Annotated in this window: 21 protein-coding genes and 1 pseudogene; 8 read left to right on the forward strand and 14 right to left on the reverse strand. The window is 61.9% G+C overall.

Translation table 11 applies throughout. The features are described from left to right. Positions 1–27: 27 nt before the first annotated feature. The 3 genes from BDD21_RS18950 to BDD21_RS18960 are packed head-to-tail and all read right to left on the reverse strand — an operon-like array spanning position 28 to position 4,245. The gene (locus BDD21_RS18950; RefSeq protein WP_120798488.1) at positions 28–747 is read right to left on the reverse strand and encodes a phosphoadenylyl-sulfate reductase; all 720 of its coding nucleotides are present in this window, start codon (positions 745–747) and stop codon (positions 28–30) included. Then, a complete protein-coding gene (cysI, locus tag BDD21_RS18955; RefSeq protein WP_120798489.1) occupies positions 740–2,425 on the reverse strand; it encodes an assimilatory sulfite reductase (NADPH) hemoprotein subunit in 1,686 nt (561 codons plus the stop codon). Before cysI ends, BDD21_RS18950 begins: the two co-directional genes overlap by 8 nt. Beyond that, positions 2,422–4,245 carry an assimilatory sulfite reductase (NADPH) flavoprotein subunit gene (locus tag BDD21_RS18960; protein WP_120798490.1) on the reverse strand — a complete coding sequence of 608 codons (1,824 nt, stop codon included), beginning with the start codon at positions 4,243–4,245 and terminating at the stop codon, positions 2,422–2,424. Before BDD21_RS18960 ends, cysI begins: the two co-directional genes overlap by 4 nt. 169 nt (positions 4,246–4,414) lie before the next feature. Between BDD21_RS18960 and BDD21_RS18965 the strand changes: the two genes are divergently transcribed. The 5 genes from BDD21_RS18965 (at position 4,415) to BDD21_RS18985 (ending at position 10,012) form a co-directional block, all read left to right on the forward strand. After that, positions 4,415–5,461 (forward strand): LysR family transcriptional regulator, encoded by a 1,047-nt coding sequence (locus tag BDD21_RS18965; protein ID WP_120798491.1) that lies wholly within the window; start codon positions 4,415–4,417, stop codon positions 5,459–5,461. A gap of 509 nt (positions 5,462–5,970) precedes the next feature. Beyond that, a complete protein-coding gene (locus BDD21_RS18970; RefSeq protein WP_120798492.1) occupies positions 5,971–6,432 on the forward strand; it encodes a hypothetical protein in 462 nt (153 codons plus the stop codon). Between the two features lie 57 nt (positions 6,433–6,489). Then, a complete protein-coding gene (locus BDD21_RS18975; RefSeq protein WP_120798493.1) occupies positions 6,490–7,839 on the forward strand; it encodes an MFS transporter in 1,350 nt (449 codons plus the stop codon). 112 nt (positions 7,840–7,951) lie between these two features. Continuing rightward, positions 7,952–8,425, forward strand: a complete 474-nt coding sequence (locus BDD21_RS18980) for a universal stress protein (protein ID WP_120798494.1) — start codon at positions 7,952–7,954, stop codon at positions 8,423–8,425. 1,380 nt (positions 8,426–9,805) lie between these two features. Next, positions 9,806–10,012 carry a hypothetical protein gene (locus BDD21_RS18985; RefSeq protein WP_120798495.1) on the forward strand — a complete coding sequence of 69 codons (207 nt, stop codon included), beginning with the start codon at positions 9,806–9,808 and terminating at the stop codon, positions 10,010–10,012. A gap of 451 nt (positions 10,013–10,463) precedes the next feature. Here the strand turns inward: BDD21_RS18985 and BDD21_RS28750 are convergent, their stop codons facing one another. The 3 genes and pseudogenes from BDD21_RS28750 to BDD21_RS18995 all read right to left on the reverse strand — a co-directional run. After that, positions 10,464–10,880, reverse strand: a complete 417-nt coding sequence (locus BDD21_RS28750) for a hypothetical protein (protein WP_245969688.1) — start codon at positions 10,878–10,880, stop codon at positions 10,464–10,466. 132 nt (positions 10,881–11,012) lie between these two features. Continuing rightward, positions 11,013–13,154, reverse strand: coding sequence for a DEAD/DEAH box helicase (locus BDD21_RS18990; protein WP_245969689.1), 2,142 nt, complete (start codon positions 13,152–13,154; stop codon positions 11,013–11,015). An 80-nt stretch (positions 13,155–13,234) separates the two neighbouring features. Continuing rightward, positions 13,235–13,768: pseudogene (locus BDD21_RS18995) on the reverse strand (IS630 family transposase); the annotation flags it as partial. A 109-nt stretch (positions 13,769–13,877) separates the two neighbouring features. Between BDD21_RS18995 and BDD21_RS19000 the strand changes: the two are divergent. After that, positions 13,878–15,128, forward strand: coding sequence for an ISL3 family transposase (locus tag BDD21_RS19000; RefSeq protein WP_120798496.1), 1,251 nt, complete (start codon positions 13,878–13,880; stop codon positions 15,126–15,128). Positions 15,129–15,235: 107 nt separating this feature from the next. On the opposite strand, the gene BDD21_RS19005 is transcribed toward BDD21_RS19000, so the two are convergent. The 4 genes from BDD21_RS19005 to BDD21_RS19020 form a co-directional block, all read right to left on the reverse strand. Then, complete coding sequence (locus BDD21_RS19005) at positions 15,236–15,778, reverse strand: helix-turn-helix domain-containing protein (protein ID WP_120798497.1); 543 nt, start codon at positions 15,776–15,778, stop codon at positions 15,236–15,238. Between the two features lie 62 nt (positions 15,779–15,840). Further along, positions 15,841–16,131 (reverse strand): nucleotidyltransferase family protein, encoded by a 291-nt coding sequence (locus BDD21_RS19010; protein WP_120798498.1) that lies wholly within the window; start codon positions 16,129–16,131, stop codon positions 15,841–15,843. 190 nt (positions 16,132–16,321) lie between these two features. Then, on the reverse strand, positions 16,322–17,491 hold the full coding sequence (locus tag BDD21_RS19015; protein WP_211335099.1) for a PDDEXK nuclease domain-containing protein: 1,170 nt from the start codon (positions 17,489–17,491) through the stop codon (positions 16,322–16,324). Next, a complete protein-coding gene (locus BDD21_RS19020; protein WP_120798499.1) occupies positions 17,488–19,122 on the reverse strand; it encodes a site-specific DNA-methyltransferase in 1,635 nt (544 codons plus the stop codon). Before BDD21_RS19020 ends, BDD21_RS19015 begins: the two co-directional genes overlap by 4 nt. Before the next feature lie 279 nt (positions 19,123–19,401). On the opposite strand from BDD21_RS19020, the gene BDD21_RS19025 reads away from it, so the two are divergent. Next, on the forward strand, positions 19,402–21,054 hold the full coding sequence (locus BDD21_RS19025) for a DUF6399 domain-containing protein (RefSeq protein ID WP_120795595.1): 1,653 nt from the start codon (positions 19,402–19,404) through the stop codon (positions 21,052–21,054). Here BDD21_RS19025 and BDD21_RS19030 read toward each other — a convergent pair. After that, the gene (locus tag BDD21_RS19030; RefSeq protein WP_120798500.1) at positions 21,051–21,986 is read right to left on the reverse strand and encodes an ImmA/IrrE family metallo-endopeptidase; all 936 of its coding nucleotides are present in this window, start codon (positions 21,984–21,986) and stop codon (positions 21,051–21,053) included. The genes BDD21_RS19025 and BDD21_RS19030 overlap by 4 nt on opposite strands. Continuing rightward, a complete protein-coding gene (locus BDD21_RS19035) occupies positions 21,983–22,267 on the reverse strand; it encodes a hypothetical protein (RefSeq protein WP_120798501.1) in 285 nt (94 codons plus the stop codon). Before BDD21_RS19035 ends, BDD21_RS19030 begins: the two co-directional genes overlap by 4 nt. A 348-nt stretch (positions 22,268–22,615) precedes the next feature. Here BDD21_RS19035 and BDD21_RS19040 point away from each other — a divergent pair, with 348 nt between their 5' ends. Then, positions 22,616–23,191: a hypothetical protein gene (locus BDD21_RS19040; RefSeq protein ID WP_120798502.1), complete on the forward strand. Its 576-nt coding sequence runs from the start codon at positions 22,616–22,618 to the stop codon at positions 23,189–23,191. A 303-nt stretch (positions 23,192–23,494) separates the two neighbouring features. Here BDD21_RS19040 and BDD21_RS19045 read toward each other — a convergent pair whose 3' ends face one another. Next, positions 23,495–23,833: a hypothetical protein gene (locus BDD21_RS19045; RefSeq protein ID WP_211335100.1), complete on the reverse strand. Its 339-nt coding sequence runs from the start codon at positions 23,831–23,833 to the stop codon at positions 23,495–23,497. A gap of 135 nt (positions 23,834–23,968) precedes the next feature. After that, complete coding sequence (locus tag BDD21_RS19050; RefSeq protein ID WP_147431149.1) at positions 23,969–24,529, reverse strand: HNH endonuclease family protein; 561 nt, start codon at positions 24,527–24,529, stop codon at positions 23,969–23,971. Positions 24,530–24,540 lie beyond the last annotated feature (11 nt).

The raw sequence follows: 24,540 nt of genomic DNA on the forward strand, positions 1-24,540 counted from the left end.
CTCAACCATTTCTGACACGTTCCTGAGCTACCGATGCAACCCACACTCACGTTTCAAACCGAAAAACCGCGTCTCTTCCTCCAGCATTCCCGGCAGCAGCGGCGCCGTGGTGTGGACATCCCCGATCGAGACATAGCCTTGACCCTGCAGAGGATGATCGGGGAGATCATGACGGCGCAGATAACGGTGCACGTCGAGGTTCTGCCAGTCGACGATCGGGTGGACCTTCAACCGACCGTCCTGAAGCCGCAGCACCGGCAGCTCGGCCCGTGAGCCCGCCTGTTGGCGACGCAGCCCGGCGAACCAGGTGCCGGCGTCCAGCTCGCGGAGTGCCCGGTCCATCGGCTCGACCTTGTTGAGCCGGTTGTAGCGCTCGATGCCGTCCGCTCCCTGCTCCCAGAGACGCCCGAGGCGCGCCTCCTGCCAGGCGGGCGAGAGTAAAGGGCGATAGACCTGAAGGTTCAGCCCGAGCCGATCCGTAAGCTCGTCGACGAGGCGATAGGTCTCGGGGAAGAGATAGCCCGTATCGACCAGAATCACCGGGATCTCGGGCATCATGCGGCTGACCAGATGCAGCATCACGGCCGATTGGGTCCCGAAGCTGGAGGAAAGAACATGCTGCTCCGGCAGATGCTCCAAGGCCCAGCGCACGCGGTCCTCCGCGGGGAGGGATTCCAGCCGCCGGTTGGCTGCGTGCAACGCGGCTTGATCGCCGTGGAGGAGGGCGTCGAGATCGGGCTTAGGCATGGAAGTCCTCCGCAGGATTCACGACCGGACGGACGATCCCGTCGCGGATCAGATAGTCGCCGAAGCGCTCGCCGGGTTTGCGGCCTGCGGCGTAGCGCCCGAGCAGGGTGTCGATCTCGGCCAAGATGGCGATCTCGTCGAGGTTCTCGCGGTAGAGCCGGTTGAGCCGGGTGCCGATCCCGTCGCCGCCGAGCATCAGGTTGTAGCGCCCCGGCCCTTTGCCGACGAGTGCCAGCTCGGCGAGATAGGGCCGCGCGCAGCCGTTGGGGCAACCGGTGATGCGGGTCACGATCTCCTGATCCGCGACGCCGTGCTTGGCCGTCAGCCGCTCCACCTGCGCCAGGAAATCCGGGTAGTAGCGCTCGGCCTCGGCCATCGCCAAGGGGCAGGTCGGCAGCGCGACGCAGGAGATGCCGTTCAGACGCAGCGGCGAATGTTCTTCGGCCAGTAGACCGTGCTCGCGTGCCAAGGCATCGATGTCCGCCTTGCGGACCTCGGGCACGCGGGCGACGATCAGATTCTGGTTCGGGGTGATGCGGAAGTCTCCCTGATGAATCCGGGCGATCTCGCGCAGACCTGTCATGGGGCTGTGGCCCGGGCCGTCGATCAGGCGTCCGCTCTCGATATAGAGGGTGAGGTGCCATCGGTCGTCCTGACCCTTGACCCACCCGTAACGGTCCCCTTGATCGGTGAAGCGGACCGGCCGTGCGGGTTCGAAGCGGATCCCGGCCCGTCGCTCGACCTCAGCCCGAAAGGTCTCGAGCCCCATGCGTTCGATGGTGTACTTAAGTCGTGCCTGACTGCGGTTGAGCCGATCGCCGAAATCACGTTGGACGGTGACCACGGCCTCGGTGACCGCCAGTGTCCGGTCCGGCTCGACGAAACCGAGGACGTCGGCCAGTCTCGGGAAGGTGGCGGTGTCCCCGTGGGTCGCGCCCATCCCTCCGCCGGCCGAGACGTTGAAGCCGATCAGGCGCCCGCCCTCCGCGATGGCAACGAAGCCCAGGTCGTTGGAATAGACGTCGACATCGTTGTGCGGCGGCACTGCTACGGCGGTCTTGAACTTGCGCGGCAGATAGGTCTTGCCGTAGATGGGTTCGACATCCTCGCCGCCGCCGACCTGCTCGCCGTCGAGCCAGATCTCGTGATAGGCGCGGGTCTGCGGCAGCAGGTGTTCGCTGATCCGCTTGGCCCAGTCGTAGACATCCCGATGCAGCACGGATTCGACCGGGTTCGGGTTGCAGAGGACGTTGCGGTTCACATCGCCGCAGCCTCCGATCGAGTCGATCATGACCTTGTTGATCCCGCGAATGACCGACGTGATGTCGCGCTTGAGGATCCCGTGGTACTGGAAGCTCTGGCGCGTGGTCAGGCGCAGACTGCCGCCGGCCAGCTCGCGGCCGATGCCGTCGATCGCCAGCCATTGCGCCGGGGTGCAGACGCCCCCCGGCAGACGTGCTCGCAGCATGAAGCCGAAATAGGGCTCGAGATACTGCTCGCGTCGTTCTTGGCGGCGGTCGCGATGGTCCTGTTGATAGAAGCCGTGGAACTTGCTGATCTGGGTGTCGTCCGGGCTCATGGCGCCGGTCAGCGTGTCGGCCAGGCTCTCGGCGAGCGTGCCGCGGAGATAGTTGCTCCGGGCCTTGATCCGCTCGTTCTCGTGGATGGGTTCGCTCATGCGTAGAGGTCTCGGTGGTAACGCGCCTCGCGGCGCAGAGTGTCGACACGGGCTTGCGCGGCGTCGGGGGCGAGCCCGGCCTCGGTGGCGAAGATGTCCACGAGTGCGGAATCCACGGCCTGTCCCATGGCGGTCGCACCGCACACGTAGAGATGCGCCCCCGCGTCGAGCCAGCGCAGGATCTCCTTGCCTTCTTCGCGCAGACGCTGCTGCACATAGAGTTTTTGCTCGCCGTCGCGCGAGAAGGCGAGGCTGACGCGATCGAGCCGCCCGGCCTTGCGGTGGGCTTGCCAGTCGAGCTGATAGAGAAAATCGCGATGGAAGTGCCGGTTGCCGAAGATCAGCCAGTTGCGGCCCCGATCACCGTTGGCGGCACGCTGTTGCAGGAAGGCGCGATAGGGTGCGACACCCGTCCCCGCGCCGATCATGATCAGCGGTGTGTCGCCGTCGTCCGGCAGACGGAAGGCGTCGTTTTCGGCGACATAGACACGGACCGGCGCCTCGCGTGCGAGCCGCTCGCTTAAGAACCCGGAGGCCGCGCCCAGATGTTCTCGGCCATGCGCCTGATAGCGCACCACCGAGACGGTGAGGTGGACCTCGTCTTCGTATTCGGCTTGGCTCGATGCGATCGAGTAGAGCCTCGGCTGGAGCGGACGCAGCAGCGCGACCAGCGCGGGCGCCTCGATGCGGGCCGGATGGTCCGAGATCAGATCGATGAGCTGGCGCTCTCCCGAATAGGCGCGCAGCCGTGCCCCATCCGCCGCCAGCGTCTTCAGCTCCGGGGCATCCGTCAGCTCGGACCAAGCGCGTACCGTCGTCGGATGCAGTTGGGTCAGCTCGAGCCGCTCGATCAGGGCGCGGCGCAGGTCCAGCTCCTCGTCGCCGGCGCCACCGACGCCGACGCCGAGCTGGATTCGGGTCTCGCCGTCGAGGCCGACGCCGGCCAGGATCGCATCGGCGAGCGCCGGATCGTTGCTGACCCACACCCCGAGGGCGTCGCCCGGCCGGTAGTGCAGGGCGTCGGGATCGACCGCAAGGGCCAGATGGCGGACGTCCGCGATGGCGTCTTGCGTGGTGATCCGGCGGTTCTCCAGCAGGGTTGCGGGGTAGGGGTTGTCCTTGTCGTAAGGGCGGGTCTCGTTCTGGCTCTGCTCTTGATAGGCCCGCAGACCCGGCATCGTCACGACATTGCTGGCTTTTCGCGGCGCGAGTGCGTTCAGCCGATCCAAGGCATCCGTCGCCCAGCGCTCGGTGTGCGGTCGGTAGTCCAAATCGCAGCATTGCAGCGGCAGGATGCGCTGTGCGCCAAGCTCCGCAAGGCGGCGATCGAAGTCCACCGCGGTCCGGCAGAAGTGCTCGTAGCTCGAGTCGCCCAGACCCAGCACGGCGTAACGCAGTTGCTCCAGGCGCGCCGCGCCCTGATCCTGGATGAAGGCATGCAGTGCATAGGCGCTTTCCGGCGGCTCGCCCTCGCCGTGGGTGCTCACGACCAGCAGGACCCACCGCTCCTTGGTCAGCTTGCGCGGACTGAAATCGCCCATGGAGATGACCCGGACGTCCATCCCCTGATCGATCGCCTGCGATCCGAGCTGCTCGGCCACGCCTTTCGCGTTGCCGGTCTGAGAGCCGTAGAGGATCGTGATCGTCTCGACCGCCTTCGGCTCGGCGGGCGCGGGAAGACTCCTGCCGCCGATGCCGGCGAGGTAGCCGCTGACCCAGGCGATCTGAGTCGGCGACATATCCTTCAACGCAACCTGCAGGGCGCGGATCTGATGCTCGTTCACCGGGCTGGTCAACGCATTTAACTGTGAAAGGGCCATCGGTCGAGATCCCCTGGCATATGTCGTGCTTTTTGTCAGTCCGGTTCGCTTCGCCCCGGCTCGGAGTCTGACTCGCTCGGGCCGGTAAGCCCGCTTCGGCACAAAGTCTAGGCAGAGGGCAGAGGCGATATGAAATGATCATTCATGCGTCGTTATCACGAGCAATGATATGGAACTACGCCAACTGCGTTCCCTGGTGACCTTGGTGGAGGTCCGGTTCAACGTAAGCCGAACGGCCGAGCGTCTTCATCTGGTGCAATCGGCCGTAACCCAGCATCTCAAGCAGCTCGAGGCGGAACTCGGCACGCGGCTGTTCGTGCGCCACGGAAAGCGTCTGGTCGGGTTGACCGAGGTGGGTGAGCAGGTCTTTCGGCACGCCTGCGAGGCGTTGCGCCAGACCGGCAATATCGCTGCGGTGGGTCGCGATCACCTGGAGGAGGATCGGGGCGTGCTGCGCCTGGGCGCGACCCACACCCAGGCCCGCTATGTGTTGCCGCCGGTGATCCGACGCTTTGCCGCGGCTTATCCCGCGGTCGAGCTGCAGATCCATCAGGGCACGCCGGGGCAACTGGTCGACATGGTGCTGCGCGATCTGGTGGATCTGGCGATCTGCACCGAGGCACTGGGCGAGGAGATCGCGCTGCACACCGTCCCCTGCTATCGCTGGAACCGCTGCCTGATCGCGCCGCGGTCGCACCCCTTGCTCGGGCACAGGGTCGTCACCCTCGCCGACCTGTGCGAACACCCGATCATCACCTACGTGTTCGGGTTCACCGGAAGCGGAAGTTTCAGCGAGACCTTCTCCAAGGCCGGACTGCACCCGAAGGTGGTCCTGAGTGCTGCGGATACGGACGTCATCAAGACCTATGTGCGCGAAGGACTCGGCGTGGGCATCATCGCCGCCTTGGCCTACCAGCCCAAGGAGGATGCCGATCTCGGGACGCACGATCTGAGCGATCTATTCCCGTGGGAGGTGACCAAGATCGCCTATGCACGGGACAAGTACCTGCGCAAATACCACCAGCACTTCGTCGACATCTTCAAGGCCGAGACCTCCGGCCGGACAGGCGAAACGGGCGTATCGGCGCGGTTCGACGGGCGCCTTGCGCCGGGTTCCGCGGGTCAATTCCCGGCCCGTGCCGAGGTCGTGGGTCGGGGTCTGAGCCTCGACTCTGTCCCCGTCGCCACCTCCGCACGCGGCCCGATCGAGCGCTAAGCCGAGCGCTCGCCGAGCGGCGGCCCTCGCGACCTGCCGTTGATCCGCGGGTCATTCGCCGAGGATCCCCTTCCGCCGAGACATTGTGTCCGGATCCGGGTCTCGGGGTGGGTCGTTTTGTCTCACCGCGATCTGCCGTGGCCCCCGAGGTCATCAGTCCTGCGCCTGCTCCTCGCCGGGGAAAAGGTCCGCCGCCCCGCCTCTCGGGTCCCGAGCACAGGCCACCGAAGTCCGGATTTGGCCCGTAAATCACCTACCGTCGCTGATGAATCCAGGCGGTGCGGGATCGACTAATATCCTGACTGCGCATCAGGCTGCAGCCGCATCCATTCCGAGGGCATGCCTGTCCACCTCGTACCTGACTCGAATCGGGATTGGCGCGTCTATTGCAAAGTGCGACTTGCCGCCGTTTCACATGAGGCGGTGCGAACGGGCCGTCATCGAGCGCATCGGATCCCGAATCCTCGGGGAATGTTTTCAAACGCCGCCATCCATTCCAGGAGAGACCTATGTCCGAGACCATTGCAGGATCTCATCCCGGCGTGTCCTCGCCGCCGCGACCCTCGCTCGTCCCGCTTATTGTCGGCACCGCAGCGGCCGTGGCGCTGTCTTCCTACTTTCTATTCGACACCCTGATCCTACGGCAGCCGGTCACCCAGACCACGGCGACCGGCAAGAACTATGTCCTTCGCTTCTACGAGCCGACTCAGTCTGCCCCGCATCTCAAGGCATCCGGCGCCCGGCTGATTGCGTCGATCACAAAAGCGAAGGAGGACGCGGTTGCTCTGCGCACCGAGATCGCCGAACGCATGGCCCGCGAGCAGGAATTTCGATCCGAGTTGACCGGCCTACAAGAGCAATTGGCATTGGCCGAGCGAATGCTCGCCGATCTCAAACTGGACATCGAGGAGTTGCCGCAAGCCTTCAATGATGCGTATGCACTCAGGGGTACGCCTACAAAAGTCCCCTAAGGATTCCGCATCCATCGCAGGCCGATCTTCGAGCACGATATTCGCGAGGAAACGCAGATGACCGCAATCGCTCAAGCAGACGGTCCCAAGCTCAAGTTTGGGCGAGGGCGTTGGATCGACGGATGGAATCCCGAGAACGAGATTCAATGGGAGAACTCCGGAAAAAAGATCGCACGTCGCAATTTGGTGTGGTCCATGTTCGCCGAGTTCCTGGGCTTCGCGATGCTTGCGGTTTGGGGCATGGTCGTCCCGCGGCTTCCGGATGCCGGGTTTGCCTACAATGCCGACGAGCGTTTTTGGCTGATTGCCATGCCGGGACTCTTCGGCGCCCTGATGCGGTTCGCCTACACCTTCACCGTTCCTCGATTCGGCGGACGTAACTGGACCATCACCTCGGCCTTATTGCTGATGATTCCTGCCTCCGGGCTCGCGTGGGCGGTCACCAACCCCGATACGCCCTTCTGGCTCATGCTCATCATCGCCACGACGGCCGGGTTGGGCGCGGGCAACTTCACCTCATCGATGGTCAATATCTCCTTCTTCTATCCGGAGCGTCAGAAGGGAGCAGCCCTAGGTCTCAATGCCTCGGGCGGAAATCTCGGCACCGCATGGGTCCAGTTCACCATCCCGATCATCATCATTACCGCAGCAGGACTGTCGTTGGACCGCGCGGGTCTGATGTTCATCCCGCTCTGTATCATCGCAGCGCTCGGCGCCTACCTCTTCATGGACAACCTGAGCGAGGCCAACTCCGATTCGAAGGCATTGTTGCTCGCAACCGCCGACAAGAACACCTGGATCATCTCCTGGATCTATATCGGGACCTTTGGTTCGTTCATCGGTTATGCCAACAGCTTTGCAACCCTCATGCGCTCGGAGTTTCCCGAGGTCACGGGAAACTACGTCTTTCTGGGTGCACTCATCGGCGCCCTGATCCGCCCCGTCGGTGGATGGATGGCCGACAAGCTCGGGGGTGCGCGCACCTCGATGCTGGCGTTCACCATCATGTGTATCGGCTGTGGTGGTGTCATTCTGGTGCTGAACATGGATGTTCCGGCCTTCCCTCTGTTTCTCGGGCTCTTTCTCTTGCTGTTCATGGCCGCCGGCTTCGGCAACGGGACCGTCTATCGCATGATTCCCGCGGTTTTCCGCGCAGCAGCCACGGACCCCGAGACCGGTAAGATCGACCCCGTGAAACTGGTGCGTGCACGGCGTCTGGCCGGGGGATGCATCGGGATTGCAGGTGCCATCGGGTCACTCGGGGCCTTCATCATCCCGCGCGTCTTCGCCATGGCGGGTGTCATCGGCGGGTTCATGATCTTCATTTGCGCCTATTTCATCATGCTTGCCATGATTTGGTACTACTACGAGCGTCGGGGATCGCCGTTGTCGATCGCCCGGGTCTAGTCCAGAACGTCGGTTTCTCCGGGTGTCGGATCCCGGAGTCTTTTTTTCTTGAAAGTGCGTGCAATCCGGCGGGCCGTGCTGCCCTGTCTTCAGCCAAACCGAAGGAATCCCCATGTTCAAGAACATCCTTGTTCCGACCGACGGCTCAGAGCTTTCGCAGGAAACCGCTCGGCAAGCGGTGGTCTTCGCCAAGCAGCTCGGTGCTCGTATTACGGCTTATCATGCGAAGCCGAATCTGGCTGCCGCCTACTTCTACGGCGAAGAGAAGAAGGCGGCGTCCAACTCCCTGGAGCAGATCGACGAGCAGATCGACAAGGAGGTCCGCAAGAACCTAGGGTTTGTGGAAGACATGTGCCGCGACGCCGGCGTGGAATGCGAGTCCATCTCGACCTTGAGCAATAGCCCATACGAGGCAATCGTGGAGGCCGCCAGTCAGTCGGGGGCCGACTTGATCTTTATGGCCTCGCACGGCCGCAAGGGGATTCGGGCAAAGATACTCGGCAGTGAAACCCTGCGAACCCTGACCCATTCGACGATCCCCGTCTTGGTCTATAGCTATGGCGAGAGAGATGCGTCGAGGACCTAAACCGCGCCCAGCGAGATATGCGTCGTTTGTTGGAGTGGTTTGGCCGCGCGGCTTTGGTATCCTCTCGACCATGCCTTTTGTGTTCCCCAACCGGACGCAAGACTTCGGCCCCACACCCGGGTACGCCGACTTCAGTCGGCCCCCCGAGCACGCCCGCACGGCGGACTGAAGTCCGCCTCCCCGGGGGCCGACTAAAGTCGGCGTACCCGGGCGGTCGCGGTCGGCGACCTGGACACTGCCGATTTGGCACCGGGTGGCCGCGGGTGGTTACCCACCCGCGGCTCCCACAGATCCGGACGTGCGGGACTACCGCATCCGGCTCCTCGGTTGAGCGCTCGCTGCACGACAACTGTCGCACACCCGATGGACCATTCAGCCCATGTCGCGATCTCCTGTCGTTCTGTTCAGATGGTCAGGTGACTCGATGTTCACGCCATCGTCCCTTCAGAAGGTGTCTCAACCGATCGGCCGCTTCCCTCCCATGGGTCCGCTCGGGTGCGTTCCCCACGCTCAACGGTACTATCAGCCGACTCTGACTGCTCAGTCGCCATCGCGCCGCACTTCGTTGCCTTCGCTTGGCGCTACCTTGCCGTCGGTCCTGTTCGCTCCCGTCGGCCGGACCAGCGCCGTCGGGCCGGGGCGGCTTCTTACGCGGTGCCCGCGCCGCGTCTCGGGCAAGGAGCAACTGAGCGCTCCCAGGTTCCTGGACGACCCGTGCGTACATGCCCTGCTCTTAGACCCCGGCGGAGTCTCGACATCAGGCCGTTACGATGCCGAAACTGTTGCCTTCCGGTGTTCCGAATACGTCGGCTCCGCTGAACTCAGTAACGGGGCTCCATCACACGGCCTGCACGCCCCCTGTGTACGCTTCGCAGGCGGGATCGCTCCCGCACCACACAACACTCGGTTCCGGTGGATGGCCACTCCTTACCGGCTCGGGACTTGCACCCGGTGGGTCGCAAAAAGGAGTTTCCGATTGGCTTATCCGTTCGCTATCTTCCTCTCCTTCCAGGCTTTGCCTGGCGCAACGAAACGATGATCGAGGCTGGCCGCGCCAGCTCCGACACGCGTCGGAGCTGGAGCGGCTAAGCCATTCCAACAAATGACGCATACCGCACCGCGCGCGGTTTAGGAAGCGATTCAAATAAACTACCTGCCATCCCTAGGCCGGGTCAGCGCAGCGTAACCCGACATGTTAAATCACGGGATCCACAGGTTCCTGAGTTGCTCCTGGACGGGTCGGATTCGGCTTCCGGCCATTTCATCGGCAGGCTGCTCTTGAAGTCCGCCTGATCGTCAGGCATCTCTACGCGGTAGCAACTTCGCCGGTCGGCACCGACCGGAGACCCTGCCATCAGGTCCAAGTGAGATGCCCGAGCCATGATCAGCACCGGAACCTTGATGCTTCTCAAGGCGCTCCTGACCGCGGGCGTCATCATGGGCTTCCTGCTCCGGGAGCTCTGGTTGCTGCGTCGGATGAATCGGGAGGACGAGGCGCGCAAGGCCGAGGCGGCGCGTTCGGGAGGTTCACCGACCTCTTCCCAAGAGGCCCGCGATGAGGGTCCGACCGGCACGACGACCGGGTGAGGGGGGCGCGACATGGCGACATCTCCCGACCCCCGAGACCCAAATCACGATCTTCGAAGCCTATTCCCACCACTGCCGCTACCGCGTCGAAACGCCACGGATTCCGAGATTGACCTATCCTGCGTGGGACGAGCTCTGAAGCTCCGTCACCGAGTCGCGGCGTGATCCACCGAGACCGATAGCTGTCCGTAGACCGTGGGTCCGTCCGACGGCGTTTCGGCGCTCGCAACGGCACCCGGACGGTTGGTCGTGCAGGCGCCAACGGCGAGCGCGACAAGGAGAAGGGTAAGGGGAAGAAGGGTCTTCATGGATGAGTCAACTCAAGCGCTTTCGAAAGGGAAGATACGATCCTCCTCGATAACCAGTACGACCACAAGGCAAGGATCATGAGCGACAGCCTCGAAATAGACAGCGGCGCAGCACGCATGCGTCGGGGGGATGCAGCCATCCGCTAATCTCCAAACTGGTTGGCAAGGCCGCTCAGGGTCATGTTCTCCGCGATCGCATCATGTGGGATCAGCAGGTACTGCCAGGCTTTGCCGCCATGGGCGAGCGCGTGAACCGAGGCGTTGGCACACCAGCGCAGCGCGGCTTCTTTCTTGGCGAGGACAGCCGTATCGCCCATCTCTTTGCGCATCTTCGGCTCCAGCATGTAGACGGCTGCGTCCGTTTCGGCGACGAAGTCGGGCTGGTATTCGCGATGCTCGGCGCCGTCGCGGTAATAGATCTGGAACTGTCCGCGGGCGGGTCTGAACCACTTGACCGCCTCGCGCTCCAGGATCACGGCCAGCTTGCGCTCGGCATCTGATTCGAACTTCTGGAGCGGATAGAGGCAGCGTTCGAAACCGCCGAAGAGGTAACGGCTCATGTTGCTCTTGTCCGCAGGTGCAACGCGGTAGTTCGCGGGCGGATCCTTGACTGCGTAGCTGTAGGCGCTCGGTTTCAGCTCGGTGAAGCCCTTGCTGATCTTGACCTCGTAACCCCCGTCGGTCTCCTCGAACTAATGCTGTTGCATCTGCGCATGAATGAAGTCGGCGATGGGCTGCTGGTAGCAGCGCAGCACCTTGCGTGTGTCGTCTTCGGCGAGATAGCTCAGAAAGTGCTGGACGGTCTGCCCGGCCAGATCATAGAGGAGGTCCGCGTGGTCATCGTAGGAGATGTCGTCGAAGTCGATGAGGCCACTGACCAGGTCGTCCTCCAACCGGGCTTCATCGAAGCCGCCCTGTCCCAGTGTCACGACGTCGCGTTGCCCGGTGCGCAGGTGCTGGACCCATAATTCGTCGGAGACCGGCGCGTACCGCAAGGTCGCCAGCTCCAGCGTGAAGGGCTTGAATCCGGAGCGAACCTCGCCTTTGGGAACGACCAGGATGCGCGGGATGTCGATGGTCTGCTGCGCGACCAAATCGACGGTCTTGGCAACGACGGCGGCGATGTCCGGTTCCTCGGCGAGGCCCTGGAGAGCCAACTGAGCCGGGGTACGCTGGGCCTCCACGGCCTGTACAATCGCGGCCTGGACCTCGGGTGTCTTCAGGTACTCGACCGCCGGCACGGTTTGCGGGTCGCCGCTCAGCCGCTTGATCGCGGCGTAGGCCAGTTGCGCAATGGCCTGTTCCGCGGGTTTGTCGAAGGCTGGGGGTTGGTCGTCGCCGGCGACCAGGGTACTGCTGGTCGGCGTCGCGGGTTTGAAACCCAGCTGGCTCGCCAACTGGGACTGGGAGACGACCGTGGCGGTCTTCTGCGCGAGCTGGTCGATGTCCAGCTCGACCGTCTGGAGCTGTATCGCCGACCCCGGCCGCTTGGCCTCGTCCACGATCTCCTGAAAGCGGTCATGTGCGACGATGTTCAGGCGATCAACGGCGGTCACACCGGTTCGAACGCCGTAAGGCAGGCGCAAACCCCGGCCGATGGATTGCTCGATCAGGACGCGGGCATTGGCCGCGCGCAGGGGCACGATGGTGTAGAGATTGGTGACGTCCCAGCCCTCTTTGAGCATGTTCACGTGGATCACGATCTCGGTCGGCTCCTCGGTATGCTCGACCTTGAGCAAGCGGGCAATCATGGCCTCTTCCTCGGCCCCGCTTCTGCTGGAATCCACCTGAATGACCTTGTCCTTGTAACGCCCCTCGAAGAAGGCATCGGACTGGATAAGCGCCAGCAACTCGCCCGCATGGGTCGTGTCGCGGGCGATGACCAACACGAAAGGCTTGACGATGGGCTTGTCGGTTGCACGCGCATAGGTCTCCAGCTCGACCTTCACCCCCTCGTGCAGGCGCACCCCGTCTTCGAGCTTGAGCCGCTCGATCTCGGAGGCGGACATCCCGCCGGGGTCGAAGTCCTTGCGTGTGACAACCGCCGGTTCCTTCACGAAGCCATCGGCCATGGCGCGAGCCAGCGGGTAGTCGAGGATCACGTTCTTGAAGGCGACGGCGCCCCGGCTGGTCTCGACATAGGGCGTGGCCGTCAGCTCGAGCCCGAGGATAGGACGAAGCTCGTTGATCGCCCGAATCCCGGCGCTCGCGCGGTAGCGGTGCGACTCGTCCATCAGGAGCACCAGATCCGGCAGTCCGGCCAGATAGTCGAAATAGCTGGTGCCGATGTACTCCGACAGTCGCTTGATGCGCGGCGCCTTGCCGCCGCGCACCTCCGAGTTGATCTTGGAGATGTTGAAGATGTTGATCCGCACCGTCCCGAGCAGGCCGGGCCCGGTGACGTTCTGTTGCTCGTAGGTGTCGCCGGTGATGACCATGGGTGTGTTGGTCGCGAACTCGGCGATGCCCCGGAAGACATACTTCGGCGTGTTCGGCGTGAAGTCCGTAATCAGCTTGTTGTAGATGGTCAGGTTGGGCGCCAGCACGAAGAAGTTGTCGATCCCGTGCGCCTGATGCAGATAGCTGATGAAGGCACCCATGAGCCGGGTCTTGCCCACGCCGGTCGCGAGCGCGAAACACAGCGAGGGGAAGTCCCGCTCGAAATCCGCGACCGAAGGGAACTCTCCGCGGATGATGTCCAGCACGGCGGCGACGTCGGGCGCCTTTCCGGGCGGCGTGATGTCCATGATCCGATGCAGGATCTCCAGCGATCGGCGCTGGGGCGGGCGCAGGCTCAGGCGGCCGGCGATGGCGTTCACATGGCGGACGGTCACGAACCACCTCCTTCACGCGACATGGAGTAGATCCTTCTCGATATGACGACGCAAGCGGGGCTTGATCATTTCGTTATACCTCATATAGGCACAAGCTCGCATTTCTTGAATGCCTGGAATTTCAGCGTGAGTAAAGAGTCCAGCTCCTTCTTGTGCGTGGTGTGCGTTTGTTTTAGGCAGTCGGTGATTGCATCTCGGAACTCGGCGAAATTGGGGTAGTATTTCGAGTAGAGGACTTTTTTCTTGACGAACTTCCACAGCCTCTCGATCAGGTTTAAATTCGGTGAATAGGCGGGAAGATAAAGCAATTCGATATTCAGTTGCGAAGCCAGCGCTGTGACGATATTGCACTTCTGATAGCGCGCATTGTCCATAACCAACGTGATCGGCACGTCGAGATTCAGCATAGCAATGCGTCGTAACAAGTCGCAGACGCTTTCTGCGGTGATATAGGTATCGTTCGTCACCATCACCAGTTCATGTGTGATCGCGTTCAGCGCACCGAGCACATTGAAACGCTTCCTCCCGGCGGAAGTCTTTACAAAGAGACGGGAGAATGACCACAGAATACCGAGAAAGGCACCCAATACAAAGTGAGCAGCATCGACAAAAAAATAGGGCTCTCCCGGATCTCAGGGAACGCCAAGTTTAGTAAAATCAGTGTTCTACGCAGCCAATCTTGGTAAACTTCCATTCGAACGCTTTTAACTCAATGGAAAACCGATGATTGACCAGAGCCAACTCCTGCGCCTGCTCGGACTGCCGCAGATCGCCATCGACCGCGTCGAGATCACGGACGCCGCTGTGCTGGAAATTCATGTGCACAGCACCGAGGAGGGCACGCAGTGCCGGAGCTGCGGCCGACGCATCACCGAGCCGCATGGACTCGGTGAAGAACGGCGGTTGCGCCATCTGTCGATCTTCGAGCATCGCACCGAAATTCTCATTCGTCCCAAACGGTATCGCTGCCCCGATTGCCGGGATCATCCCACCACCACCCAACGGGTGGACTGGTACGACCCGCGCAGCGGCTTCACCCGTGCGTTCGAACACAGCCTGATGCGCGCCCTGATCAACAGCACCCTGGAAGACGTCGCGCACAAGGAGGCCGTCACCCCGGAGCACCTCGACGGTATTCTCGATCGGTGCGTCCCGAGCCAGATCGACTGGACGACGCTCACGGCGCTGCCCGTGCTCGGGCTCGACGAGATCGCCTTGACCAAAGGCCACGGCAATTTCGTGGTGATCGTCAGCGCCAGGGTCGAGGACACCCTGAGCATCCTCGCCGTGCTCAAGGACCGTAAGCGCGCGACCGTCGAGGCGTTTTTGCGCACGATCCCAAAATCCTTGCGGCGCACCGTTCGCGTCGTGTGCACCGACCTGTACAGCGGCTTCATCGGTGCGGCCAAGGCCGTCTTCGGCACGCACGTCGCCATCTGCGCCGATCGCTTCCATGTCGCGCGTTTGTATCGCGACGCCGTGGAGACGTTGCGCAAGACAGAACTGCGCCGGCTCAAGCGCGACCTGTCGAAAACCGAGTACGGCGGGCTCAAGAACGTCCATTGGATCCTGCGCAAGCGCGAATCCGACTTGAGCGCCGAGGAACGGCGGATCCGCGCCCGGTTGTTCGCCTATTCCCCGCAACTCGCGCAAGCTCATGCCCTCAGCCAAGCCCTCACCGAGGTCTACGACATGCCCCTGTCCAAAGGTCAGGCCAAGCGCAAACTCAGTGGCTGGATGCGACGGGTCAAGAACGCCGAGATGACGTGTTTTCAATCCTTCCTGAAAACGTTGCGCCGTCATTGGGACGAGATCACCAATTATTTTACCGAACGACACACGAGCGGTTTCGTCGAAGGTCTCAACAACAAGATCAAAGTATTAAAACGGCGGTGCTATGGCTTGAGCAACCTGCGCCGGCTCTACCAGAGGGTGTACCTCGATCTGTGCGGTTATCGGGTTTTCGCGCGCTGATCAATGAAAAACAACCGCTTAAAAATGGCTTGGACGGGGTGCGTCCAGCGATATTTTCAACCAACGTGTTCGGTCAAAATGACTACAACGTCATGTTTTTAAATATTTTAGCGCTTTCCCTGAATTCCGGGAGAGCCAAAAATAGCGCGTTTGCCCTGTCTCGCTTCTTCGAGTCGCGGCTCTAACTTGTTGATACGAAAATGCTCTTGCTCCTCAGGGTCGGCTTTCGAGGGTATGGTTCCAACTCTTCTCGGAGCCATGCCGAGCGAATTGAGAAACCGCCCCACGGCGCTCGGACTGCGCTTGATTCCCGTCAGCTCCTCGATCATGGTCGCCGCCTCGTTGATGGTCGCAGGCGGATGCTTGCGGAAATGGACTTCGAGTCGATAGCGATGCTGCTCCAACTCGCTCGTCGGGGCATAGAAGTTGAGCTCCGTCAGCCTCTTGATACCGCCGGATTGAAACATTCCGAGGTACTGCCGTAAAGTGTTGCTGGAAATTCCCGCGAGCCGACAAATCTCCCGGTGCGCAAGGCCCTGGCTCTTCAGCCACAGCGCCTCCATTCGCCTGCGCACCCTTGGGTGTGGATGCGCGTAACGCAACTGCTGTATTTTCTTCAGATCCTGCTCGGAGAACTCGATTCTGATCATCGTCGTAAAAAAACTACAAGGTGGCTCGTCGGTAGCGACAAGTTTAACTCGGAGTCAAAACGTTATCGAGCATTGATGAGAGTCGACATGAGGAAAGTGCAGTTCATGCCTATAAGAGGTATAGTAGCCAGGTCGACTTCGGTTGCAAACAACGCCTCCAGGAAGTCCTTGAGGTTCATATAGCCGTCGAAGGTCGGCGGCCCTTCAAACTCCACGAGCACGTCGATATCGCTGCCCGCATGGAGTTGATCCCGTGCCGCCGACCCGAAGAGTGATAGGTGTTTAACGGCGAAGCGCCGCTGGATCTCGTCCCGGTGTTGATTCAACACCGACAAAACCTGCTCTCTGTTCATGCTTCACCTTGGCATTTGGACCGTGCGGAATTATTACCGAGGTTTAGGCGTCGATCAGCGCCCTGGCTGGTTGCACGGGTCGGCCAAACATAAGCTGCTCGTGACATCCGCTCTGCGGTGTCACGCATTCCCCTTGGCGCTCCGCGCCCCGTTCCACAATCGCCGAAAATACGAGTGATCCCTCGCTCAGTCATGCGCCAGCTCCCGGTCCATCCAGTTCATCCAACTCGCGCCGCAGTTCAGCCCGCAAGACCTCCTCGCTGGGAAGTTGAAACTGGTAGCGGCTGGCGAAAATCTGGCTAGACTTGTCATCCAGCACGTAGCGGACCATGGCCTCATTTTTGTCTGCGCATAAGATGAGCCCGATGGTCGGCTGATCGTCCACACCGGCAATTTCGCGGTCGTAATAGTGCACGTACATCTGCATCTGCCCGAGGTCCCCGTGGGTCAGCTTCGCGACCTTGATGTCGATCACCACATAGCACTTCAATTTGACGTGATAAAAGATCAGGTCCGGATAGAAGTGGTCACCGTCCAACGTTAGCCGCACCTGTCTGCCGATGAAGGCAAAGCCACTTCCCAATTCGAGCAGAAAGTCCTGCAACCGGGAGATCAGCGCCTCCTCGACCCGTGACTCGACCAGCCGGTGCGATTCGGGAAGATTCAGGAACTCGAGTACGTAGGGATCCTTGATCGCATCCAGCGGGCGACAGGGAATCAGCCCCTCGTTTGCCAGCTTTGATACGCCGACCTTATCGCGGCTCTTGAGCAGTCGCTCGAACAGCAGCGAGTTGATTTGGCGCTCTAATTGTCGCGCCGACCAGCCATTGCGCACAGTCTCAATCTCGTAGAAATCACGCACCTCGCGGCGCTCGACCTTTAGCAACGCCCGGTAATGCGTCCAAGATAACCCATTGTGCAGCTGGCCTGGAGTCCAGCCCGCACCGGACGCAGCGGATTCGCCACGCACCGCGTGTTGAATCTGCGCGACACTGCCCACCAGCCCTGCGCCGGATTCAACACGCACCGCGTGTTGAATCGTGACAAGCAACTCGGGGTAAGCCCGATAGAAGGCACGCATGTATTGGAGCGCACTCACTGAAAAGCCGCTACCGAACTCCTTGATCAGGTGTGCGGACAACTCCTTCAGCAAGGCGGCGCCGTACTCGGCGCGGAACTCCCCACCTTGCTCGGCTTCAACGATCTGTTTCCCGATCAGCCAGTTGGCCCTTACCAGAGAAGAGTTCACCGAGCGCACCGCCTGCGAGCGGGCGGCTTCCCAGATCTCGCGAATACGCGACAGCAAAGCACTGGCTGCCAACATCGTTTCGGGTGCCTGGGCCACCTTCTTGCGGCTCATCGCGACTCCTTCTCGCCGAACAGTTCCAACTGGCCTGGTGCCACGGGCGCGCTCGGCAGGTTCTCCACCCGAAGCGAGTAATCGTCGCGGCCCCACTCGCAGCGCGAGAGGACCTGTCGGGGGATCTTTTTGACCGTGAGATTGGAGTAGAGGTCGGTTCGGGCACGAAAGGCCGTACAGAGCACCAGAAGGCTACGCTCGGGTCCGACCTCGTCGCTCAGTTGCTCAAGCTGCTCATGATTCAGGTTGGCAGTGGTGATATAGATGAAGTCACTCTCGGTCGAGTAGCCGTGCTGCCAGTAGAGGGTATCCGACGGGGCGTAGATGAAGCCCTCCAGCTTGCACAGTGCCTCGGCGAGCATGGTGGCGTTGTAGTCGCGGTTGATGACCCAGTTGCCCCAGGTGTCCTTTTCCAGCAGCGAGGGCGCGAGCCGGTAGTAGCGGAAACCGCCGCCGCCTTTCCAGTCGACCGCCTTGCTGATGCCGCCGGGATCCTCGCCGTCGATGACCTTCTTCAGACGCGGGATGATGTGGGTGTGACAGTGCTCGCCAAGCTCGACCATGATCCAGCGGCGGCCCATTTTGTGGGCGACGGCGCCGGTGGTGCCGGAGCCGGCGAAGGAGTCCAAGATTAGATCACCGGGATTAGAGGCGATTTCAAGGATGCGCTTCAGAAGTTTCTCTGGCTTGGGCGTATCGAATTTCGATTCAATTCCTGCTAACTCAGAAATTTCCTTGGCCTCACGATTAGCTTCACGGTTGTCTCCAGCTTCCTCATAGCCCCACCAAGTCCATGGAACCATTTTGTTTTCAGATTCGTTCCAGAACTTTTTCCGCTGGGCCATTCCGTTTCCATCAAGCCCGAAGTAGATCCGATTGTCAGCAACTAGCTCTTCGAATCTCTCCCTTGTTGTGCTCCAGCATCTACCCTTAGGTGGCCACAAAGATCTACCGCTAGGCGTGATAATTTCGTAAGTTAAATTAGGCCGGATGTTCGGTGCATGGAATGGTACGGCTAACCAGTTCCCTCTTGGATCGTTGTCGCGGTTCTGGTATGTCGCTCTTTGCTTATCACTTGAGTCTAGTTTATTGACGAAAAACCTATCGAACGATTTAGAATAAACTAGAACGTGATCGTGCGCTGTTGAAAGGGCGCGAGCATCATTCCTGCGGGTCAGCGTCTTTTGCCAGACAACATTGGAAACGAAATTGTTTCTCCCAAAGGCTTCGTCGCACAACACCTTAAGGTAATGGCACTCGTTATCGTCAATAGTAATCCACAAAGACCCATCATCGGATAACAAACGCCGAATGCTCTCCAGGCGATCACGCATCAACGAAAGCCAAATGGAATGTTCCAACCCGTCGTCGTAATGGGTAAAGGCGCTGCCGGTGTTGTAGGGTGGGTCGATGAAGACACACTTCACCTTACCCGCGAACTCCGACTCCAGTGCTTTGAGCGCCAGCAGGTTGTCCCCGAAGATCAGCCGGTTGTCGAAGATGTCGTGATCTGTCATGCGATGCTTCGAGAGGTAAGACCTCGCCGGATCCTCCAGCAGAATCCGCGGCTCCAGGCGTGGCCGGTTCTCCTTACCGATCCAGGTCAGCTCCAGTTTCTTCGGATCAGCCATCAGAGCTTCCAGCCGTGCTGGTGGATGAACGCATCAAGGGCGACTTGCCGCCCCGTCCAGCGTCGAGAAAACGGCGCCGTATGGCTTCTCGGCCTTGATCATCGGTTGGTCCAAAACCGCGTGTTTCGGTAGGCGATCAAGCATCCTGAAGGAGTGGCAGGAGCGCCGGGGAGGCGTACCCTTGGAAGTGCAAACTGACCGAGGGAAACGCCGTTGTCCGATGCTCCTGCCTGTGTCGACTCTAGTGCAGATCGACGCCCCACGCCAATCCACGATCGCTTGGATCGCGCCAAGCACCTGCATGCGGTGGCGCAAGCCCAGCAGGATGGGCAGAGTCAACGCGCGGCGGTCAGCGGCGCCGGCGTGGCGCGCAGCACCCTGCGTCACTGGAACGCGTCCCCTGCGCCATCGGCGCCGGCGGCGCTGTCGGCCTTCGTCGAGACGCCCGAGGGCGTGGTGTGGCTGCGCCGGATCCTGGTTGCCGCGCACTGGAGCATCGGCGAGCAGGGCGGCGCGGGCGTGCGCGTGGTCTGCGATTTTCTCGAGCGCAGTGGGCTGTCGGCATTCATCGGCGCCTCCTACGGTGCGCAGCAGGCGTTCCATGCCGGCTTGGAGGAGCAGATCGTCACCGCCGCCACCGAACTGCGCGGGACGCTGGCCCAAGCCATGCCCCATCGCACACTGAGCATCGCCGAAGATGAGACGTGGAAAGACGGCATGCGTTTGGTGGGCATCGATGCGGTCTCGAACTTCATCCTGCTCGAGCACAGGAGCGATGAGCGCTCGGCGGCGGCCTGGACACGGGCGCTCGAGGGTGGACTCGAGGGGCTGAATGTCACGGTGGTGCAAGGCACCAGCGATGAGGCCAAGGGGCTGTTGGCGCATGTCGAGCGTGATCTGGGCGCACACCATGCCACGGACCTGTTTCATCTGCAGCATGAGGTCAGCCAGGCGATGAGTCTGTCGCTGAAGCGCGCCGAGCAACAGGCCGAGACGGCGGAGACCGAGGCGAAGGCGCGCTGGCAAGACGAATGCGCCGCCGAGCAGGCCTATCATCGGCGCCGCCACGGCCCCGGGCGCCCGCCGGCGTTCGCCGCGCGCATCGACGAGGCGCTGAGCGCTTACGTCCAAGCCAGCCTTGCGCGCGAGCAGGCCCACGCGCACCGCGCCGAGGCCAAAGCCCTGATCGGTGCGTTCAGCGAGGTCGATCATCCCTACGAGATCCAACAGGGACAGGCGCAAACCCCCGAGCAGTTGGAGGCGCGTCTGGGAACGCTGTTTGCGCGCCTGGAGGCGATCGCCGAGGAAGCGGATCTTTCCGAGCGTCTCTGCGCACATCTGGCCAAGGCGAAGCGCCTGACTCAAAGCCTCGTCGCCACGCTGACCTTCTTCTTCATGATGGTCAACACCCGGGTGCAGGCGCTGGACCTGGCACCGGCCATCGAGCAGGCGATGCTCGACGATCTGATCCCGGCGCTTTATCTGGAGCGCGTCGCCGCACGCAGCACCCGCGCCGAGCCCCGTCATCGACTCCGAGCACTGAGTGCGCAGCGTCTCGCCCCGCTGAGGCAGCCCTCGCACCCGATCCAGTCGCTGGATCCGCAGACCCGTCACCATCTCGAGCAGGTCGCCGGGGAGTGTGCCGATCTGTTCCAGCGCAGCAGCTCCTGTGTCGAGGGACGCAACGGCTTCCTCGCGCTCTATCAGCACGGGCATCACCGACTCAGTCCGCGCAAGCAGCAGGTCTTGACCGCCCTGCACAACTTTGCGATCAAGCGGCCCGACGGCACCACGGCCGCCGAGCGCTTCTTCGCTCAACCCCACCCATCCTTGTTCGAGCAGGTGCTCGAGCGCATGCCCTGGCCCGCCCGACCGGCCCGACGACGACCGCGCCCGGCAAGGCAGCCTTACCTCGTTCCTGTGGCGGCTTAGCAACAGTGGACCAATCGATGATCAAGGCCGGCTTCTCGACTCACGCCGTAACGGCTCGCGAGCTTTGAGAAGCGCACATCCGTCATTGGCTCCAGGTCGCTGGGCAGATGTCTCGTCTCGGCCATAAAATCCTGCGTCGGTATCAATACCTCGGCCGCAATGGCATTGCAGAAACGCTCAATCCGTTGTTCTCTCTTGGGTAACGCGTCGATGTAACCCGTATCCAGCTTGCTTAAGCCATTCATGCTCAAGAGGAGGTGCGCGAGCTCATGCAGCAGACTGAAGATCTGGCGCGTCTTGGTGGTGCTGTTGTTCAAGTAGATGAGCGGCAGGACGTCATCGGCCAGACAGAAGCCGGAAATCTCCTTCTGCTTGAAGGCCGCTTTGAACACAAAGACACCCGCATCCTCGATCGCCTTGCGCCACCCCTTGAGTGCCGAAACATCGCTGGCCCAGCGGATTTGCTTCTCGAGGGTGATTCCAAGGTGTTGGCGAATGCGCTCCGCTTGCTCCGCGAGCGGCTGCGAGGTGGCCAGGGACACGCTCTTCCAGATGAGATGCTCGGCGGGGTTGTGGCCGTCGTCGAGATCCCTTAAGGCAAGCTGATAGGCATGAGCGCGCCGGATATGCAGGTAGGTATCCCGCGCGAGGGTCTGCATGTCCGCGTCGGGGAGGGTTCGGAATTCGCGCTGTGGTAGCTGCTCCTCCGGCGGGCTCGGAAGAAAGAAGACCGCCAGCGGACGTTTGTAAACCTGATACGCCAACGTCTCCAGTTGCGGGTATGTCGGTGCCTTGGTGCCGGCCTCCCACGCAGCGACGTCTTCGGGATTGCGTTTGAGCATGGCTGCCACGTCGGTCACGCTCAGCCCGACCGAGACCCTCGCCCAACGAAAAATCTCCGGTTGCACTCCGGTGACAGGCTCATATCTCATTCGTGTCTTCCATCGCTGCGCGCGTTGCGCTCCGAAATGCCGCGTTCAATCGTGCCACGTTGCTCGGCAATCTGCACGGCAAGTTGGCCTTGCCGCGCGTCCGGCTTATCGTCGGGTGCGCGGGGCGATACCGTGCCGGGCAACGGCATCAGGCGGGCAGCAGTCTCGGGATCAAGCGGCTCGCCCTCATCCGTCACGGCAGCGAAGATCAGATGATCCTCTGATTGCTCCAAGGATTCTACGCTGAAGGCAAAGAGCGTGAGCCAGCCCGCGCGACCCATAAGCGGCTCGACGCGGCTGATCTTGCCGGGACGTTTGGCGTAGTAGGCCGGTAGGGTGGACGAGCGAGAGCGAAGTCCACCGAACCCCGCGCCGGCGCTGGTTGGTGGACTCCGCTGCGCTTGTCCACCCTACTGCGCTCGTCCACCCGACGGCGCGAAGTGATCGACCTGGCCGACATGGGATGCTTGACTGAGTCCTTACCAGCGGGGCGTAAACGCGCTCACCTCATCGGAGTCTTCCCGTCTCACACACCAAAGCCGCCGCGTTCGACCGCTCGGTTGCGGTTGATCCATCACCTTTTTGGCCTCGACAATCCACCTCACCGGCATCGACCGATTCAATGGCCTATGGCACTCACGATTCATCGGAAGCTCGCCTCCATCCTTGAGGAAATCGATCGCGAAGGCTTCGCGGAGCTTGTCCGCCTGTCGGTCCTGAAGAAGTGGTTCGAAAAGCCCGGACGACTGACCGCCTTCGCACTCTGGATCGCCGAGCAGGCCACAACCGGGGAAGCACCGACATCCGAGCCGGAAGCCGCGTTGTTGGCGCAAGTGCGCGCACTGCTTGCGGACCTGCCGGCGCGCGGCGACCTAAACCCACGGGCGATGCGGGAGCTTCAGGCACGGCTCGAGGCATTCCAACCCGACTACAGAAGCGTCAATTGGGGCCGGGTTCGCCTGGTCAACTCGAAGGCGCTGATGCTGTGCGAAGATGCGCTCGGGATCTGCCTGCGGCATCCGGACGACCCCCGCCTCGGCTACAAGCTTGCGGCTGACTACTGCGGGCACTACGACGCGAGGTACGGCAGAAACCTGAACGGCCCGTCGCGTGACCGCGTCGAGGAGATTGCCGTGTTCGTCGCCCGACGGGAAGCGGATGAAATCGCTTTCCCGCATGGGACATCGGTGCTCGGCGAGCCCTAGAAACGGCGCGAACGCGTCCGCCAACTCGAGATCCTCGTTCCTCTGGATGCCGACACCCGGGGAGGCGTCACATCGCCCTGCGACAGGAATCAGAGACCTTTGCGAGTTTCGGCTTTGGTCATCCTTTCGTCCAGGCATCTCGGGTTCCCCAACCGCCGGATGCCAAACTTCGGCTGCACGCCCGGGTACGCCGACTTCAGTCGGCTCCCGGGGAGCGGACTTCAGTCCGCCGTGCGGGCGCGCTCGGGCGACTGAAGTCGGTGTACCCGGGCGGTGATCTGGACACTGCCCGGCGAGCCCTTGCTAGTAATTCCGGCGATCCCGGCACGTGGCGCAGAGCGCCGGGGAGATGCGCGACACCGCGGAGCGGTGTCGCGAGTCCTTAAGGTTGGGTGGCCGGCCTAATGAGCGAGGCCGCACCAGCCCGGCCTCGATGGTCTTGCCGAGGCCCACTTCGTCGGCGAGCAGCGCACCTTTGGATAAGGGCGATGCAAAGGCAAAAAGGGCGGCATCGACCTGATGTGGGTTGAGATCAACCTGAGCGCTGGCGACCGCACCGGCAAGCCGCTCCGGACTGTCGGGCGGGAAGCGTCGCGTGAGCTCGTAGGCGATGTATTTGGCGTGGTAGTCCGTTGCGTTCATTGGGCTACTGAAAAGCGGCGACCAATCGATCGACGCGAGTACCTAGCATCCCCATCGTGCCACATGATCGATGACTCGCGTCGGGCGATTGTCCGGCAGAATCCGCGCCTCAAGTCTTGCCTCTTGGTCAACTTGTCAGGTCAGCGCGGCGACGCAGACGTCCCAAGCCTTGGGATGCTTGGCGCGAATCTCGCGAAACGGACTCAAGTGCTGGCCGGTTCCGGTAAGGTACCAGCCGAGCAGTCCATGATCGTCGGCCTCGCTCAGATCTTGGCAGAGCGCGTCGGGATCGACGTCCGACTGTTGTAGGGCGCGTTCGAATAGCGCCAGGATGCGTCTGTGGGTCTTGCGGTAGCCCGCCTCCAGGGCTTCGCGTCGGTCGAGCTGGAGTAGATCCACGGTCTTCGCGCCCCGCGCCGACGGAGCCTCGGTGGCGAGGTCATAGCGGGCCACGAAGGTGCAGGTGTCCGGGTTGAAGTCGATGAAATCCCAAGGGTTAACCTCTGAAGGATCCACCAATAGTGGCTGCGCGCCGGCATCCAACGGGAAGACATTCCCTTTGAATCGTCCGCATTCCGAACAGCAAAGGAGTAGGTTGGGCCAGCGGAACATCCGCTCCGGATAGGGCGTCTTCGGCCAGAAGTGTTCGATGTCCGTGCCGTGAGAATCCCCGCAGTACATGCATCGCTCGCGCATCCCGGCCATCT

The organism is Thiocapsa rosea, assembly GCF_003634315.1.
In the GTDB taxonomy this organism is placed as follows: Bacteria; Pseudomonadota; Gammaproteobacteria; order Chromatiales; family Chromatiaceae; genus Thiocapsa; species Thiocapsa rosea.

Bases quoted from the DNA above. Each gene is read 5' to 3' on its own strand.
- BDD21_RS18950 (WP_120798488.1), bottom strand. From the start codon at position 747: ATGCCTAAGCCCGATCTCGACGCCCTCCTCCACGGCGATCAAGCCGCG.
- cysI (WP_120798489.1), bottom strand. From the start codon at position 2,425: ATGAGCGAACCCATCCACGAGAACGAGCGGATCAAGGCCCGGAGCAAC.
- BDD21_RS18960 (WP_120798490.1), bottom strand. From the start codon at position 4,245: ATGGCCCTTTCACAGTTAAATGCGTTGACCAGCCCGGTGAACGAGCAT.
- BDD21_RS18965 (WP_120798491.1), top strand. From the start codon at position 4,415: ATGGAACTACGCCAACTGCGTTCCCTGGTGACCTTGGTGGAGGTCCGG.
- BDD21_RS18970 (WP_120798492.1), top strand. From the start codon at position 5,971: ATGTCCGAGACCATTGCAGGATCTCATCCCGGCGTGTCCTCGCCGCCG.
- BDD21_RS18975 (WP_120798493.1), top strand. From the start codon at position 6,490: ATGACCGCAATCGCTCAAGCAGACGGTCCCAAGCTCAAGTTTGGGCGA.
- BDD21_RS18980 (WP_120798494.1), top strand. From the start codon at position 7,952: ATGTTCAAGAACATCCTTGTTCCGACCGACGGCTCAGAGCTTTCGCAG.
- BDD21_RS18985 (WP_120798495.1), top strand. From the start codon at position 9,806: ATGATCAGCACCGGAACCTTGATGCTTCTCAAGGCGCTCCTGACCGCG.
- BDD21_RS28750 (WP_245969688.1), bottom strand. From the start codon at position 10,880: ATGAGCCGTTACCTCTTCGGCGGTTTCGAACGCTGCCTCTATCCGCTC.
- BDD21_RS19000 (WP_120798496.1), top strand. From the start codon at position 13,878: ATGATTGACCAGAGCCAACTCCTGCGCCTGCTCGGACTGCCGCAGATC.
- BDD21_RS19005 (WP_120798497.1), bottom strand. From the start codon at position 15,778: ATGATCAGAATCGAGTTCTCCGAGCAGGATCTGAAGAAAATACAGCAG.
- BDD21_RS19010 (WP_120798498.1), bottom strand. From the start codon at position 16,131: ATGAACAGAGAGCAGGTTTTGTCGGTGTTGAATCAACACCGGGACGAG.
- BDD21_RS19015 (WP_211335099.1), bottom strand. From the start codon at position 17,491: ATGAGCCGCAAGAAGGTGGCCCAGGCACCCGAAACGATGTTGGCAGCC.
- BDD21_RS19020 (WP_120798499.1), bottom strand. From the start codon at position 19,122: ATGGCTGATCCGAAGAAACTGGAGCTGACCTGGATCGGTAAGGAGAAC.
- BDD21_RS19030 (WP_120798500.1), bottom strand. From the start codon at position 21,986: ATGAGATATGAGCCTGTCACCGGAGTGCAACCGGAGATTTTTCGTTGG.
- BDD21_RS19035 (WP_120798501.1), bottom strand. From the start codon at position 22,267: ATGGGTCGCGCGGGCTGGCTCACGCTCTTTGCCTTCAGCGTAGAATCC.
- BDD21_RS19040 (WP_120798502.1), top strand. From the start codon at position 22,616: ATGGCACTCACGATTCATCGGAAGCTCGCCTCCATCCTTGAGGAAATC.
- BDD21_RS19045 (WP_211335100.1), bottom strand. From the start codon at position 23,833: ATGAACGCAACGGACTACCACGCCAAATACATCGCCTACGAGCTCACG.
- BDD21_RS19050 (WP_147431149.1), bottom strand. From the start codon at position 24,529: ATGCGCGAGCGATGCATGTACTGCGGGGATTCTCACGGCACGGACATC.